At 71.4% G+C, this 15,645-nt stretch carries 13 protein-coding genes; 6 read left to right on the top strand and 7 right to left on the bottom strand.

Annotation, left to right across the window (positions count from 1 at the left end):
• Positions 1-59 precede the first annotated feature (59 nt).
• Positions 60-1,589 carry a helix-turn-helix domain-containing protein gene (locus AC060L_RS27690; protein ID WP_483801666.1) on the bottom strand — a complete coding sequence of 510 codons (1,530 nt, stop codon included), beginning with the start codon at positions 1,587-1,589 and terminating at the stop codon, positions 60-62.
• Between the two features lie 119 nt (positions 1,590-1,708).
• Positions 1,709-4,303 carry an FHA domain-containing protein gene (locus tag AC060L_RS27685; RefSeq protein ID WP_483801665.1) on the bottom strand — a complete coding sequence of 865 codons (2,595 nt, stop codon included), beginning with the start codon at positions 4,301-4,303 and terminating at the stop codon, positions 1,709-1,711.
• Between the two features lie 276 nt (positions 4,304-4,579).
• On the opposite strand from AC060L_RS27685, the gene serB reads away from it, so the two are divergent.
• Both serB and AC060L_RS27675 read left to right on the top strand, forming a co-directional pair.
• Complete coding sequence (serB, locus tag AC060L_RS27680; protein ID WP_483801664.1) at positions 4,580-5,821, top strand: phosphoserine phosphatase SerB; 1,242 nt, start codon at positions 4,580-4,582, stop codon at positions 5,819-5,821.
• A gap of 62 nt (positions 5,822-5,883) precedes the next feature.
• Entirely contained in the window at positions 5,884-6,450 is a 567-nt protein-coding gene (locus tag AC060L_RS27675; RefSeq protein ID WP_483801663.1) for a Uma2 family endonuclease, read from the top strand.
• A 23-nt stretch (positions 6,451-6,473) separates the two neighbouring features.
• Here AC060L_RS27675 and AC060L_RS27670 read toward each other — a convergent pair whose 3' ends face one another.
• From AC060L_RS27670 to AC060L_RS27660, 3 genes are all read right to left on the bottom strand, one after another.
• The gene (locus tag AC060L_RS27670; protein WP_483801662.1) at positions 6,474-7,001 is read right to left on the bottom strand and encodes a SixA phosphatase family protein; all 528 of its coding nucleotides are present in this window, start codon (positions 6,999-7,001) and stop codon (positions 6,474-6,476) included.
• A gap of 104 nt (positions 7,002-7,105) precedes the next feature.
• Positions 7,106-7,228 (bottom strand): SGM_5486 family transporter-associated protein, encoded by a 123-nt coding sequence (locus tag AC060L_RS27665; protein WP_483801661.1) that lies wholly within the window; start codon positions 7,226-7,228, stop codon positions 7,106-7,108.
• An 83-nt stretch (positions 7,229-7,311) separates the two neighbouring features.
• Positions 7,312-8,637 carry a CynX/NimT family MFS transporter gene (locus AC060L_RS27660; RefSeq protein ID WP_483801660.1) on the bottom strand — a complete coding sequence of 442 codons (1,326 nt, stop codon included), beginning with the start codon at positions 8,635-8,637 and terminating at the stop codon, positions 7,312-7,314.
• A 105-nt stretch (positions 8,638-8,742) separates the two neighbouring features.
• Between AC060L_RS27660 and AC060L_RS27655 the strand changes: the two genes are divergently transcribed.
• Positions 8,743-9,444, top strand: coding sequence for a FadR/GntR family transcriptional regulator (locus AC060L_RS27655; protein WP_483801659.1), 702 nt, complete (start codon positions 8,743-8,745; stop codon positions 9,442-9,444).
• A gap of 109 nt (positions 9,445-9,553) precedes the next feature.
• Here AC060L_RS27655 and fabI read toward each other — a convergent pair whose 3' ends face one another.
• Complete coding sequence (fabI, locus tag AC060L_RS27650) at positions 9,554-10,321, bottom strand: enoyl-ACP reductase FabI (RefSeq protein ID WP_483801658.1); 768 nt, start codon at positions 10,319-10,321, stop codon at positions 9,554-9,556.
• Positions 10,322-10,323: 2 nt separating this feature from the next.
• A complete protein-coding gene (gene fabG / locus AC060L_RS27645) occupies positions 10,324-11,046 on the bottom strand; it encodes a 3-oxoacyl-[acyl-carrier-protein] reductase (protein ID WP_483801657.1) in 723 nt (240 codons plus the stop codon).
• Between the two features lie 332 nt (positions 11,047-11,378).
• Here fabG and AC060L_RS27640 point away from each other — a divergent pair, with 332 nt between their 5' ends.
• The 3 genes from AC060L_RS27640 to AC060L_RS27630 all read left to right on the top strand — a co-directional run bounded on the left by AC060L_RS27640 (position 11,379) and on the right by AC060L_RS27630 (position 15,643).
• The gene (locus AC060L_RS27640; RefSeq protein ID WP_483801656.1) at positions 11,379-12,530 is read left to right on the top strand and encodes an MBL fold metallo-hydrolase; all 1,152 of its coding nucleotides are present in this window, start codon (positions 11,379-11,381) and stop codon (positions 12,528-12,530) included.
• A gap of 165 nt (positions 12,531-12,695) precedes the next feature.
• Positions 12,696-14,249 carry a TldD/PmbA family protein gene (locus AC060L_RS27635; protein ID WP_483801655.1) on the top strand — a complete coding sequence of 518 codons (1,554 nt, stop codon included), beginning with the start codon at positions 12,696-12,698 and terminating at the stop codon, positions 14,247-14,249.
• Positions 14,249-15,643: a metallopeptidase TldD-related protein gene (locus AC060L_RS27630; RefSeq protein ID WP_483801654.1), complete on the top strand. Its 1,395-nt coding sequence runs from the start codon at positions 14,249-14,251 to the stop codon at positions 15,641-15,643. The genes AC060L_RS27635 and AC060L_RS27630 overlap by 1 nt, the downstream gene beginning before the upstream one ends.
• The last annotated feature ends 2 nt before the right edge of the window (positions 15,644-15,645 follow it).

Raw genomic sequence — 15,645 nt, 5'->3', positions numbered from 1 at the left:
CCCCTACGCCGACGGGGTGGGACCGGCGAACCGGTCCCACCCCGCACGGCTTTGACGACTCAGATGTCGCGGAAGGTCTCGATCTGCGCGCCGATCGAGTTGAGCCGGTCCGCGAGGTCCTCGTAACCGCGGTTGATCACGTAGACGTTGCGCAGCACCGAGGTGCCCTCGCTGGCCAGCATCGCGAGCAGCACGACCACGGCCGGGCGCAGCGCCGGCGGGCACATCATCTCGGCGGCCCGCCAGCGGGTCGGGCCTTCGACCAACACCCGGTGCGGGTCCATGAGCTGGACGTTCGCGCCGAGCCGGGTCAGCTCGGTGAGGTAGATCGCGCGGTTGTCGTAGACCCAGTCGTGGATCAGCGTGGAGCCCTGCGCGGTGGCCGCGATCGCCGCGAAGAACGGCACGTTGTCGATGTTGATGCCGGGGAACGGCATCGGGTGGATCTTGTCGATCGGCGAACGCAGCTTCGAGGGACGGACGGTGAGGTCCACCAGCCGGGTGCGCTCGTTGTCGGCGAAGTACTCGGGGCCGCGGTCGTAGTCCAGGCCCATCTCCTCCAGCACCGCGAGCTCGATCTCCAGAAACTCCACCGGCGCGCGGCGCACGGTGAGTTCGGAGCCGGTGACGACGGCGGCGGCGAGCAGGCTCATCGCCTCCACCGGGTCCTCGGACGGTGCGTAGTCCACGTCGCAGTCGATCACGGCCTGGCCGTGCACGGTGAGCGTGGTGGTGCCGATGCCCTCGATCTTGACGCCGAGCCGCTCCATGAAGAAGCAGAGGTCCTGCACCATGTAGTTCGGGCTGGCGTTGCGGATCACCGAGATGCCGTCGTGCCGGGCGGCGGCGAGCAGCGCGTTCTCGGTCACGGTGTCGCCGCGCTCGGTCAGCACGATCGGACGGTCGGGGCTGACGGTGCGGTCCACCTCAGCGTGGTAGACGCCGGTGGTCGCGGTGACCTCCAGGCCGAACCGGCGCAGCGCGGCCATGTGCGGCTCGACGGTGCGGGTGCCGAGGTCGCAGCCACCGGCGTACGGCAGCTTGAAGCGGTCCACCCGGTGCATCAGCGGGCCGAGGAACATGATGATCGAGCGGGTGCGGCGGGCCGCGTCCTGGTCCATCGCGTCCAGGTCCAGCTCGGCCGGCGGGGTGATCTCCAGGTCGGCGCCGTCGTTGATCCAGCGGGTCTTCACGCCGATGCTGTTGAGGACCTCCAGCAGGCGGTAGACCTCCTCGATCCGGGCGACCCGGCGGAGCGTGGTGCGGCCGGTGGTGAGGAGCGAGGCGCAGAGCAGCGCGACGCAGGCGTTCTTGCTGGTCTTGACGTCGATGCTGCCGGAGAGCTGCCGGCCGCCGACCACCCGCAGGTGCATCGGACCGGAGTGGCCGAGCGAGACGATCTCGCTGTCCAGCGCCTCACTGATCCGGGCGATCATCTCAAGGCTGATGTTCTGCCCGCCGTTCTCCATCCGGTTGACGGCGCTCTGGCTGGTGCCCAGAGCGGCCCCGAGTTCCGCCTGCGTCCAGCCACGGTGCTTGCGGGCGTCACGGATGAGCTTGCCGATGCGCGAGAGATAGTCATCTGCCATGGGCGAGACGATATCTCATCTATGAGATACGAGTGCGGGCGGCTCCCCCGAATGGGGGAACCGCCCGCATCACCGCAGCTTGAAGGCCCGTCAGCGGTCGATCACCGCTCGGCGCGCCGTCAGCCCTTCTGCATGACCTCCGGCTCGTGGCGGCGCAGCAGCCGCAGCACGGCGAAGGCCAGCCCGACCGAGATGACCACCAGCATGCCCGCGTCGATCGACCACTGCAGCACGCTGTGCGCCCACAGGCCGTCATGCTCGTTCATGTGCGCCGGGTCGAGCACCATCATGTGCCCGAGATCCAGCGTGGTACCGACCACGGCGACGCCCCAGCGAGCCGGCATCAGCCAGGCGAACTGCGCCAGGCCCGCCTTGTCGAAGAGCTGGAACAGGCAGCCGGTGAAGACGACCTGGATGATCGCGAACATCACCAGCAGCGGCATGGTCTTCTCCGCGGTCTTCACCAGCGCCGAGATCACCAGGCCGAACATCATCGAGGCGAAGCTGAGCAGGATGATGCCGATCGCCATCTCGATGGCCGGCGCACCGGGGATGATCAGGCCCTTGGTGGGCAGCTGACGGGTCGAGAAGCCGACCCCCGCGATGATCGCGCCCTGCAGCACGCTGAAGATGCCGAGCACGATGATCTTCGACATCAGGTACGCGCTGCGCGACAGTCCGGTCGCGCGTTCGCGTTCGTAGATCGCTCGTTCCTTGATCAGCTCACGGACCGAGTTGGCCGCACCGGAGAAGCAGGCGCCGATCGCGAGCACCAGCATGATGGTGCCGGCCGCGTTGTTCGAGCCGCCCGCCGGGTTGGGCCGCAGGCCGTGGGTGGCCGGGACCACCGTGGAGACCAGGCCGAGCACCGCCGGCAGCAGTACCGAGAGCGCCAGGAAACCGCGGTCGGAGGCGATCACCGACAGGTAGCGGCGGATCAGCGTCCACAGCTGGGAGCCCCAGCTCTGCGGCTTCGGCGGGCTGGCCATCGGCGCGGGCGGCTGCTGGTTGACCTGCGCCTGCGGCCCAGTGGCCCCGGTGACCCCGGCCACGTCGGCCGAGTACTGCTGGAAGTGCACCGAGCCCTTGTAGCGGCCGGCCCAGTCGTGCTCCGGGTAGTTCTCGAAGGCCTGGAAGACGTCCGCCCAGGTCTCGTAGCCGAAGAAGTGCAGCGCCTCGTCCGGCGGGCCGAAGTACGCCACCGAACCGCCCGGGGCCATCACCAGCAGGCGGTCGCAGATCGCGAGTTCGGCCACCGAGTGGGTGACCACCAGGATCGTGCGGCCGTCGTCGGCCAGGCCGCGCAGCATCTGCATGACCTCGCGGTCCATGCCCGGGTCGAGGCCCGAGGTGGGCTCGTCCAGGAAGATCAGCGAGGGCTTGGTGAGCAGCTCCAGCGCGACCGAGACGCGCTTCTGCTGGCCGCCGGAGAGCGCGGTGATCCGGTTGTCGGCGCGCTTGTCCAGGCGCAGCTCGTACAGCACCTCGTCGATCCGGCGCTCGCGCTCGGCCGGCTCGGTGTCGCCGGGGAACCGCAGCCGGGCCGCGTACTTGAGGCCGGTGCGGACCGTCAGCTCCTTGTGCAGGATCTCCGACTGCGGCACCAGGCCGATCCGCTGGCGCAGTTCGGCGAACTGCTTGTAGAGGTTGCGGCCGTCGTAGAGCACCTCGCCCTTGTCGGCCGGACGGTAGCCGGTCAGCGCGCGCAGCAGCGTGGACTTGCCGGAGCCGGACGGGCCGATCACCGCGATCAGCGACTTCTCCGGCACGCCGAAGCTGACGTCGTTGAGCAGGACCTTCTTGCCGCCCTTGTGGTCCACCTCCACGGTCAGGTGACGTGCGGAGAAGGAGACCGGGCCGTTGTCGATGAACTCCTGCAGCTGGTCGCCGACCAGCTGGAACGACGAGTGACCGACGGTCAGCCGGTCCTGCGGGCCAAGCAGCTGACGCTGCACCGGCTGGCCGTTGACGAAGATCCCGTTGTGCGAGCCGAGGTCGACGATCTCGTAACGGCCGTCCGACAGCTGGCGCAGCTCGGCGTGGTGCCGGGAGACCTGGAGGTCGGAGACGACGACGTCGTTGTCGAGCGCACGGCCGATCCGGACCGTGCGCGTCCCCGCGCTCAGGTTGCGGATCATCGTGGGGTTGCGCTCGCCGAGCGCGCCGTGCGACACCCCGTCGGGGTAGGGCTGCTGCTGGGCCTGGCCGCCCTGCTGCCAGGCCGGCGGCGCGGCCGGGTTGGCGTGGTGGCGGCTGGTCTCGGCGTCGTGCACCGCATCGGGCACATAGGCGTTGACGGGCGGCTGCGCGTGAACGGGCTGTGCCTGAACGGGCTGTGCCGCCACCGGCTGTGCGTGGACGGGCTGCGCCGCCACCGGCTGCGCGGCGACCTGCTGCGCGGGCACCACGGGTTCGGCCACGACCGGGGCGCTGAAGTTCAGCCGGGGCCCGTTCTCCGGGTTGCCCAGGTTCAGCGCCGTGCCGGGCGCGAGCTGCGCGTGCAGGGTGCGCCCGCCGCCGGCGTACGTGCCGTTGGTGCTGCCGTGGTCCTCCAGCTGCCAGCCGGAGCCGTTGAAGGAGATGGTGGCGTGCCGCCAGGAGACCCTGGCGTCGTCGAACGGGAAGTCCGACTGCGGGTCCCGCCCGATGGTGTAGGACCGTCCCGGCTCCAATGTCCGGTACTGCCCGTTGATCTCAAGTACGAGTTGCGGCACTGTCCGCCTGCCCCGCTCTCTCGGTCCCCCGATGGTTTCCCCTTTTGCGGGGAGGTGAGGAATATCGCGTCTGACGGGGGGTAATCATTCCAGCTTGTCCTGGTCGCCGAAAAGTCGGGCCCACCGACTGTGACCTGGCGGCAACGTACTCACCGCACACCGGTGACGCCCGCTCCGCACTGGGTGAACGGGACCCTTTACCAGGTGAACGCAGGACGTCCAGAGACCGGACGCGCCGTCTTCGCGAGACCCGCTCCCGGTAGCGTGGACCACACCATGAACACCACGCCTTCGCAGCCCCGGACCGCCGACGACGAGCGCACTCTGCTGGTCAAGGTGTTCGGCAAGGACCGCCCCGGTATCACCACCGGCCTGTTCGCCACGCTGGCCGACTTCGGCGTCGACGTGATCGACCTGGAGCAGCTCGTCACCCGGGGGCGGATAACGCTCTGTGCCCTGGTCACCCCGCCGGCCGCCGGCGCACCCGACGTCGAGGGCGCCCTGCGCGCCACCGTGCACCGGTGGGCCGAGGACCAGCACATGCAGGCCGAGATCATCTCCGGCCGCGGTGACAACCGTCCGCGCCGTGAGGGCCGTTCGCACGTCACGGTGCTCGGCCATCCGCTCACCGCGGCCGCCGTCTCCGCACTGGCCGCCCGGATCACCGCGGCCGGCGGCAACATCGACCGGATGTTCCGGCTGGCCAAGTACCCGGTGACCGCCGTCGAGCTGGCCGTCTCCGGCGTCGCCACCGAGCAGCTGCGGGCCGACCTCGCGGTCGAGGCGGCCGCCCGCCGGGTGGACATCGCGGTCGTCGCGGCCGGGCTGGAGCGCCGGGCCAAGCGGCTGGTCGTGATGGACGTGGACTCCACCCTGATCCAGGACGAGGTGATCGAGCTCTTCGCCGCCCACGCCGGCTGCGAGGCCGAGGTCGCCGAGGTCACCGCCGCCGCGATGCGCGGCGAGCTCGACTTCGCCGAGTCGCTGCACGCCCGGGTCGCGCTGCTGGCCGGGCTGGACGCCGGCGTGGTGGAGAAGGTGCGCACCGAGGTCCGGCTCACGCCGGGCGCGCGCACGCTGATCCGCACCCTCCAGCGGCTCGGCTACCAGGTGGGCATCGTCTCCGGCGGCTTCACCCAGGTCACCGACTACCTGGTCGAGCTGCTCGGCCTCGACTTCGCCGCCGCCAACACCCTGGAGGTCGAGGACGGCCGCTTCACCGGCCGGGTCACCGGCGAGATCGTCGACCGGGCCGGCAAGGCCCGCTGGCTCACCCGCTTCGCCGAACAGGCCAACGTCCCGCTCGGCCAGACCGTCGCGATCGGCGACGGCGCCAACGACCTCGACATGCTCAACGCCGCCGGCCTCGGCGTCGCCTTCAACGCCAAGCCGGTGGTCCGCGAGGCCGCCGACACCGCCGTCAACGTCCCGTTCCTGGACACCGTCCTCTACCTGCTCGGCATCACCCGCGAGGAGGTCGAGGCGGCGGACGACCTGCACGGCACCTGGGAGGAGTGAGCGGGCGGCTCCCTGTCGGGGAACCGCGCTATCGTCGAGCGAAGACTCCTTAGGAGGTACGCATGACTGCCGAGATGGTCGCACCGGCCTGGATGCACGCGCAGGTCACCGCGGAGGAGTACGACTCCTGGTCCGAGGAGCAGTGCGCGGACATCGAGATCGTGGACGGGATGGTCGTCTTGAGCCCGAGTGCATCGAGGCTGCACAATCGCCTGGCCAAGATCCTCGCGATCGCGCTGGAAGCCGCTGGTGCTCCCGAGTGGTACGCCGATCTCGACTTCGACGTCCGCCTCCAGGATGTCCCGCTCACCAACCGGCGGCCCGACGTCGTCGTCTACCGCGCCGACACGCTCGACATCATGCCGGCCCGACCCGAGCACATCCTGCTGGTCGTCGAGGTGGTCTCCCCCGGCTCGGAGACCACCGACCGGGTCACGAAGACGAGCCAGTACGCCAGGGCCGGGATCCAGTACTACTGGCGCGTCGAGCAGGCCACCAGCGGCGTGCCGCTGGTGTACACCTACGTGCTCGACGCGACCACCCAGGGCTACGGCGAGGCCGAGGTCTTCACCGGCGTCGTGAAGGCCGTCGCCCCGTTCCCGGTGACGGTCGACCTCACCGTGCTCTGATCGGCGACGAACGAGTCGGCGGCTCAGTCCTGCGGCGGGACGAAGTACGACACCAGCTTCGCGATGCCCGGCTCGACCGACTTCCACGGGCCGTCGAAGGTGAGGACGGCGATGCCGGCGGTCGGGAAGCCGTTCTGGCGCAGGCGGTCGAGTTCGTCGCCGATGCTCTCGCCGCCGGCCAGGATCTCGGTGAGGTTCTGCACCCCCGGGTTGTGGCCGACCAGGATCACGTCCAGGACGTCCTCGGGGGTCTCCTGGAGGACCTCGATCAGCCGGCCCGCGACCGCGTCGTAGACCCGGTCCTCGTAGACCGTGCGGCGGGTCCGCTTGGGCAGCTCGTGCTGGGCCAGCTTCCAGGTCTCCCGGGTGCGCAGGGAGGTGGAGCAGACCACGTACTCGGGGTTGAGCCCCGAGTCGGCCAGCCAGCGGCCGGCGGCCGGCGCCTCGTGGCGGCCGCGGTCGGCCAGCGGGCGTTCGTGGTCGGCCACCGGAGGCCAGTCGGCCTTGGCGTGCCGGAGCACAATGATCCTGCGGGACGTTTCGACGCTCATGGCGCCAGCTTGGCAGAAAACCGGGTCAGGGGCGCGGCGCTGGCGTTTTCAGGTGCACTTCGGATGCACGTCAGTCGCACTCCGGCTACGTCCCGGGTACGGAGTCAGCCCATCGACTGCGCGACGATGGCGACGATCGAGATCACCACGACGACGAGCAGGATCAGGCCACCCAGCTGCAGGAGCTTCTTGTGGCTGTCCGGGGGATTGGGTTCCAGAACGGGCATGGAGCGAGTCTCGCATCCTTTGCGGAGTGCGCGAAGCCCGGGGTCCCCCGATTCGGGGGTCCCCGGGGACGGTCGCGGACCGGTCAGCCGGCCGCCGCCGCGCCGGTCCCGTCAGCGGCCCCAGCGGCCTCGCCGACCTCGTCCTCGATGTGCCGGGCCATCGCCGCCCGCAGGCCGATCAGCAGCTGCGGCACCAGCAGCACGGTCAGGAAGCCGAGCGGCAGGTACCAGCCACCGGTGGACTGGTAGAGCGTGCCGACCAGGATCGGGCCGGGGATCGAGATCAGGTAGCCGATCCCCTGGGCGAAGGCCGAGAGCTGGGCCACCCCGCCGCTGGTCCGGGCGCGCAGGCCGATCATCGTCAGGGTGAGCGGGAACGCGCAGTTGGACAGGCCCACCAGCACCGCCCAGAGCCAGGCACCGCCGGCCGGCGCGAGCATCAGCCCGAGGTAGCCGGCCATCCCGCAGCAGGCCAGCGCGACCACGAAGGCGCGCTGGTCGCCGCGCCGGGCCGCCCAGTTCGGCAGGATGAAGGAGACCGGCACGCCGATCGCCATGATGACCGCCAGCAGCACGCCGGAGCCGCTCGCCGAGATCCCGGCGTCCTGGTAGATCTTCGGCACCCAGCCCATCGTGGCGTACGCGCTGGTGGCCTGGCAGCCGAAGAACACGGCCAGCGCCCAGGCGGTACGGCTGCGCAGGATCGGCATCCGCTGCTCGGCCGCGCCCCCGGCGCCGGTGCTCGGGCGGCCGTCCCGGCGCAGCACCAGGGTGACCAGCCAGAGCAGCACCGCGAAGGCGCCGGCCGCCGCCCAGATACCCAGGCCCAGCCGCCAGCTGCCGCCGAGCGCGCTGGTCAGCGGCACGGTGACGGCGGCGGCCAGCGCGGTGCCGGCCGACAGCGACATCGAGTACAGGCCGATCATCGGACCGACCCGCTCCGGGAAGTACCGCTTGATCACCACCGGGATCAGCACGTTGGAGACCGCCACCCCGGCCAGCGCGAGCGCGGTGAGCAGCAGGAAGACGGCGGTACCGCCGGCGAACGCGCGGGCCGCCAGGCCCGCGGTGATCGCGCCCATGCCGGCGGCGACCACGACGGTCGGCCCGAACCGGCGGGCCAGCGCGGGGGCGGCGAAGCCGAGCAGCCCGAAGCAGACCGAGGGGACGGCCGTCAGCAGCCCGGCCATCGTCGCGCTCATGTGCAGGTCGGTGCGGACCCGGTCGAGCAGCGGGCCGAGGCTGGTGACCACCGGACGCAGGTTGAAGGCCGCGACGGCGATCGCGGTGGCGAGCAGCCAGCCGAGGTAGCGGGGCTGCGGACGGGTGGTCACCCCCTCGGCGGCACCGGTGGGAGTCGTGGGAGTGGTGCCGGCGGGGTCGTCGATGGTCTCTGCTGCGGTGGGCATAGGCAGCATCATAGAATGATGGGATGAATTGGCACAGTCGAGAAGGAGGAAAGATAGTGACTCCCCGGCCACGACTCCGCTCGGCCACCCCCGGATAGGAGCACCATGACGCTGTCCTCGCCCCGGCGCACACCGCTGGCAGACCAGGTGATCGCCCAGTTGCGGGCCCAGATCACGTCGGGCGAGTGGCCGGTCGGCTCCCGGATCCCGACCGAGGCCGCCCTGGTCGAGCAGCTCGGGGTGGCCCGCAACACGGTGCGCGAGGCCGTCCGGGCGCTGGCCCACAACGGCCTGCTGGACATCAGGCAGGGCTCGGGCACGTACGTCCTGGCCACCAGCGAGCTGGCCGGCGTGATGCACCGCCGGTTCTCCTCGGCCGAGCAGGAGCAGGTGGCCGAGCTGCGCTCGGTGCTGGAGGCCTCGGCCGCGGCGCTCGCCGCGACCCGGCGCACCGAGCGGGACCTCGACCTGCTGGAGACCACGCTGGCCCGCCGCGAGGAGGCCTGGTTCAGCGGCGACGCCGAGTTCTTCGTGCAGACGGACGCCGCGTTCCACCAGGCGGTGGTGGCCGCCTCGCACAACGAGGTGCTGGCCGCGCTCTACGCCGACCTCGGCGAGGTGCTCCGGGCCCACCTGCGCCTCGACATCGGCCCGGTGCTCTCGCCCGAGCGCTACATCGGGCACGACGGCATCCTGCGCGCGATCCGGGCCGGCGACGCGGCCGCGGCGTCCACCGAGTCCTCTGACGTGATCGGCGCCTGCAGCCGCGCGGACGCCCGGCGGGCCGCGGAGGGAACCCAAACCTGACAGCGCAACCAGTCCTGACGCGGAAAACCCCGCGGGCCCGGCCGCACCTCAGAGGTGCGACCGGGCCCGCGGGGTTCGTGGCCGTGATCAACGGCCGATCAGCTGCCGGTCAGGCGCCGATCGCGTGCAGCCCGCCGTCCACGTGGATGATCTCGCCGGTGGTCATCGGGAACCAGTCCGAGAGCAGCGCGACGATGCCGCGGCCGGTCGGCTCCGGGTCGGTCATGTCCCAGGGCAGCGGCGAACGGACGTTCCAGGTGTCCGCGAGCTGGTCGAAGCCCGGGATCGACTTCGCCGCCATCGAGCGGAGCGGACCGGCCGAGATCAGGTTGCAGCGGACGTTCTGCTTGCCCAGGTCGCGGGCCAGGTAGCGGGAGGTGGCCTCCAGCGCGGCCTTGGCCGGGCCCATCCAGTCGTACTGCGGCCAGGCGAGCTGCGCGTCGAAGGTCAGGCCGACCACCGAACCGCCGTTCTCCATCAGCGGCAGGCAGGCCATGGTCAGCGACTTCAGCGAGAACGCCGAGACGTGCATCGCGGTCGCCACCGACTCCCACGGCGTGTTCAGGAAGTTGCCGCCGAGCGCGTCCTGCGGCGCGAAGCCGATCGAGTGCACGACGCCGTCCAGGCTGCCGAGGTGCTCGCGGACCTGGTCGGCCAGGCCGTCCAGCTGCTCGGTGCTGCTGACGTCCAGCTCCAGCACCTTGGTGGGCTTGGGCAGCTTCCTGGCGATCCGCTCGGTCAGGGTGGGCCGCGGGAACGCGGTCAGGATGATCTCGGCACCCTGCTCCTGGGCGAGCTTCGCGGCGTGGAACGCGATGGAGGACTCCATCAGCACCCCGGTGATCAGGATCCGCTTGCCCTCGAGAATTCCGCTCATGATCAGTGGCCCATGCCCAATCCGCCGTCCACGGGAATGACGGCTCCGGTGATGTACGCGGCCTCGTCGGAGGCGAGGAACCGCACGGTGGAGGCGACCTCGGCGGGCGCGGCGTAACGACCCAGCGGCACCCCCGAGACGATCTCCTTGCGGCGCTCGTCGCTGAGCACCGCGGTCATGTCGGTGTCCACGAAGCCGGGCGAGACCACGTTGACCGTGATGCTGCGCGGGCCGAACTCGCGGGCCAGCGAACGGGCGAAGCCGACCAGGCCGGCCTTGGAGGCCGCGTAGTTCGCCTGGCCCGGCGAGCCGAGCAGGCCGACCACCGAGGAGACCAGCACGATCCTGCCCTTGCGGGCCCGCAGCATCTTCGCGGAGGCGCGCTTGACGACCCGGAACGTGCCGGTGAGGTTCGTGTCGATGACCGAGGTGAAGTCCTCCTCGGTCATCCGCAGCATCAGCACGTCCTTGGTGATGCCCGCGTTGGCGACCAGCACCTCGATCGCGCCGCCGTGCTTGGCCTCGATCTCCGCGATCGCGGCGTCGACCTGCGCGCTGTCGTTGATGTCGCAGCTGACCGCGAGCACGCCGTACGGCGCCAGTTCGGCCGGGACCTCCCCGGAACGGCTGGTGATGGCGACCTGGTCGCCCGCCTCGGCGAAGGCCAGGGCGATGGCGAGGCCAATGCCCCGGTTACCTCCGGTGACGAGAACCGAGCGGCTCAACGATCCACCTCTCCTAGTCGTGAAATTCCTGCGCGGATGTCATGGTCCCGCTGCCCGCAGCCCCGCGTGGTACGGGGGCGGACGATATTCGGGAAACGTACGCAGTGTGACGCTATCGGTCGCTTCCGCACCGCGGCGCATCGACCCTCGACAGGTCCACACCTCCGGAACTGTCGCGTTCCGACAATCGTCCCGGTCGCTACCCTGGACCTTTCACCGGCACCGTCCGGTGCGGCGCGGCCGGGAACACCGGGCCGCGGACACCCGTTGCCCCTGACGGTATCCCGACGACAGACCACCACAGACCCTCCCAGAGCAAAGGGCGGCCCCCGATGAGCAAGGCAATCCCCGGCACTCGCAGGCGCCCGGGCCTACTGCTCACCCTGACCGGCCTCGCGGCCGTCGCCGGCACCGCCGCCTGGGCGCTGCGCGACCTGCCCGCCGCCTTCGGCCGCCGTCCGGACGCCGAGCGTGACGCCCGGATCCGCAACTCCCCGCAGTTCGCCGACGGCACGTTCCACAACGCGCCGTCCACCCTGGCCCGCGCCTCCGACCACCCGCCGCGCCCCGATCGCGACACCGTCCGCCGGATGCTCCTCGACCGGGACGGCCGCACCCCGGTCCGCCCGGTGCCGCTGGTGCGCACCGCCGACCGCCCCGGTGGGACGGCCGCCGAGGGCGTGGAGATCACCTGGTACGGGCACGCCTCCGCGCTGGTCGAGATCGAGGGCGCCCGGGTGCTGCTCGACCCGATCTGGAGCGACCGCTGCTCGCCGTCCGAGCACGTCGGCCCGAAGCGGCTGCACCCGGTGCCGGTCGAGCTGGAGGAGCTGCCGCCGGTCGATGTGGTGCTGATCTCGCACGACCACTACGACCACCTCGACATGCCGACCGTCAAGCGCCTGCTGCGCAGCCAGTCCGCGCCGTTCGCCGTGCCGCTGGGCATCGGCGGCCACCTGCGCCGCTGGGGCGTGCCGGAGCACCGGATCATCGAGCTGGACTGGAACGAGACCTGCACGCTGGGCGAGCTGACCGTCACGCTCACCTCGGCACACCACTTCTCCGGCCGCTCGCTGACCCGCAACGACACGCTCTGGGGCTCCTGGGTGATCGCCGGCCCGAGCCGCAAGGTGTTCTACACCGGCGACTCCGGCTACTTCGAGGGCTACGCGGCGATCGGCGCCGAGCACGGCCCGTTCGACGCCTCACTGGTGCAGATCGGCGCGTACGACGCGGCCTGGGCGGACATCCACATGACGCCCGAGGACGCGGTGCTGGCCCATCGCGACCTCGGCGGCGGGCTGCTCGTCCCGGTGCACTGGTGCACCTTCAACCTGGGCCTGCACCCGTGGGCCGAGCCGATCGAGCGGCTGCTCACCGAGGCCAAGGCGCAGGGCGTCACGGTCGCGGTGCCGCGCCCGGGCGAGCGGATCGACGTCTTCGACCCGCCGGAGCTGGACGCCTGGTGGGAGGGGCTGGCCTGAGCCGCCCGTCACGGCGCGGTCCGACGGTGTGACACCCGGCGATAACCGCTGGCCGAGAACTCCCCTGACACGACATGATGCGATGCGGGTAACCCTGACCCGGGGTCACCCGCCCGCCGTCATAGTCAGGCGGCGGCGCACCATGCCCCGCACCCAGGGAGTCCGATGCCGCCGACACTCCGCAGCACCGCGCCGGACGGCCGTGCCGTCGACCCGCTCTTCCTCGCTCTGCCGCTGCGCGAGCTCGCCGACGCCGCGCTCGACCGGGCCAGGCAACTCGGCGTCAGCCACGCCGACTTCCGGCTTGAGCGGGTCCGCAGCGCCTCCTGGCGGCTGCGCGACGCCCGGCCCGCCGGCAGCTCCGACACCGTCCAACTGGGCTTCGCGGTAAGGGTCGTGCTGGACGGCGCCTGGGGCTTCGCGGCCGGTGTCGACCTGACCCCGCAGGCCGCCGCCGCGGTGGCCGAGCAGGCGGTCGCGGTGGCGAGGCTCTCCGCGCGGATCAGCCGGGCGGCCGGCGGAGCCGACGTCGTCGAGCTGGCGGCGGAGCCGGTGCACCGGGACGCCAGCTGGATCTCCTCGTACCGGATCAACCCGTTCGAGGTGCCGGACGCCGAGAAGACCGGCCTGCTCGCCGACTGGAGCAGCGCGCTGCTGGCCGCCGACGGCGTCTCGCACGTGACGGCGAGCCTGCTCGCCGTGCAGGAGAACAAGTTCTACGCGGACACCGCCGGGACCGTGACGACCCAGCAGCGGATCCGGGTGAACCCGGACCTGGAGGCCGTCTCGGTCGACGAGCGGACCGGCGCGTTCGAGTCGATGCGCACCGTCGCACCGCCGGCCGGGCGCGGCTGGGAGTACCTGCTCGGTGAGGGCTGGGACTGGCAGGGCGAGCTGGCCAGGCTGCCCGAGTACCTGGCCGAGAAGGTCAAGGCGCCGAGTGTCGAGGCCGGTGTCTACGACCTGGTGATCGACCCCACCAACCTCTGGCTGACGATCCACGAGTCGGTCGGCCACGCGACCGAGCTGGACCGCGCGCTCGGCTACGAGGCGGCCTACGCCGGCACCTCGTTCGCGACCTTCGACCAGCTCGGCACGCTCAAGTACGGCTCCGAGCTGATGCACGTCACCGGCGACCGCACCGCCGAGCACGGCCTGGCCACCATCGGCTACGACGACGAGGGCGTGGCCACCCAGTCCTGGGACCTGGTCAGGGACGGGATCCTGACCGGCTACCAGCTGGACCGCCGGATGGCCAAGCTCAAGGGCCTGGGCCGCTCCAACGGCTGCGCCTTCGCCGACTCCCCCGCACACGTCCCGGTGCAGCGGATGGCCAACGTCTCGCTCCAGCCGGCGGCCGACGGTCCCGACACCGAGGGTCTCTTCGAGGGTGTCGAGAAGGGCCTGTACATCGTCGGCGACCGCTCCTGGTCGATCGACATGCAGCGCTACAACTTCCAGTTCACCGGCCAGCGCGCCTACGCGATCAGGAACGGCCGACTGGCCGGCCAGGTGAAGGACTTCGCCTACCAGGCGACCACCACCGACTTCTGGGGTTCGATGGCCGCGGTCGGCGGCCCGCAGACCTATCTGCTGGGCGGCGCGTTCAACTGCGGCAAGGCCCAGCCGGGGCAGGTCGCGGCGGTCAGCCACGGCTGCCCGTCGGCGCTCTTCGAGGGCGTCAAGGTGCTCAACACGCAGCAGGAGGCGGGTCGCTGATGTCGGGAACGTACAAGCCGCACGAGTTGGTCGAGCGCGCCCTGGAGCTCTCCCGGGCCGACGGCTGCGTGGTGCTGGTCGATGAGGTGACCAACGCCAACCTGCGCTGGGCGAACAACGCGCTGACCACCAACGGCGTCAGCCGCGGCCGCCGGCTGACCGTGGTGGCCACGGTGGACGGCGCCGAGGGCACCGCCTCCGGCGTGGTGGCCCGCGAGGCCGTCACGCTCGACGAGGTCGAGGAGCTGGTCCGGGCCGCCGAGGCCGCCGCCCGCGAGGCCGGCCCGGCCGAGGACGCCCAGCCACTGCTGCCGGCGGGCACCCCGTCCGCGGACTTCACCGAGCCGCCCGCCGGGACCTCGATCGAGGTCTTCGACGGCTTCGCCGACGAGCTCGGCGCCGCCTTCGCGCGGGCCCGCGCGGCCGGCCAGGCGCTGTACGGCTTCGCCCAGCACGAGGTCACCAGCACCTACCTGGGCAGCTCGACCGGTCTGCGGCTGCGGCACGACCAGCCGACCGGCTCGGTCGAGCTGAACGCGAAGGTCGGCGCCGCCTCCGCCTGGGCCGGCGCGGCCACCCGGGACTTCCGCGACGTCGACGTCGACGCGCTGCACGCGCAGCTCGACGAGCGGGTGGAGTGGGGCAAGCGGCGGATCGACCTGCCGGCCGGCCGGTACGAGACGCTGCTGCCGCCGTCCGCCGTCTCGGACCTGATGATCTACCTGTACTGGTCGATGAGCGCCCGGGACGCCTTCGAGGGCCGCACGGTCTTCAGCAAGGCCGGCGGCGGCACCCGGGTCGGCGAGCGGCTCTCCGAGCTCGCGCTGACGCTCCGTTCGGACCCGGCCGCCGCCGGGCTGGAGTCGGCGCCGTTCCTGCTCGCGCACTCCTCCGGCGACACCGGCTCGGTCTTCGACAACGGCCTGCCGCTGGAGGCCACCGACTGGATCCGGGGCGGCGAGCTGGCCAACCTGGCGAGCACCCGGCACTCCGCCGAGCTGACCGGTCTGCCGGTGCGGCCGGCGCTGGACAACCTGGTGCTGGAGACCGCCGACCAGGCCGCCGCGCCGACACTCGCCGAGATGATCGCGAACACCGAGCGCGGGCTGCTGCTCACCTGCCTCTGGTACATCCGCGAGGTGGACCCGGCCACGCTGCTGCTCACCGGCCTGACTCGGGACGGCGTCTACCTGGTCGAGAACGGCCAGGTGGTCGGCGAGGTCAACAACTTCCGGTTCAACGAGTCGCCGGTGGACCTGCTCGGGCGGATCACCGAGGTGGGCCGCACCGAGCCCACGCTGCCCCGTGAGTGGGGCGACTACTTCAACCGGGCGGCGATGCCCCCGGTCCGGGTGACCGACTTCAACATGAGCTCGGTCAGCCAGGCTTCATAACC

The sequence above is a fragment of the Kitasatospora sp. NEAU-69 genome, from assembly GCF_057158765.1.
The sequence above is the reverse complement of the archived record's forward strand: the minus strand, read 5'-3'. Positions and strand labels throughout refer to the sequence as shown.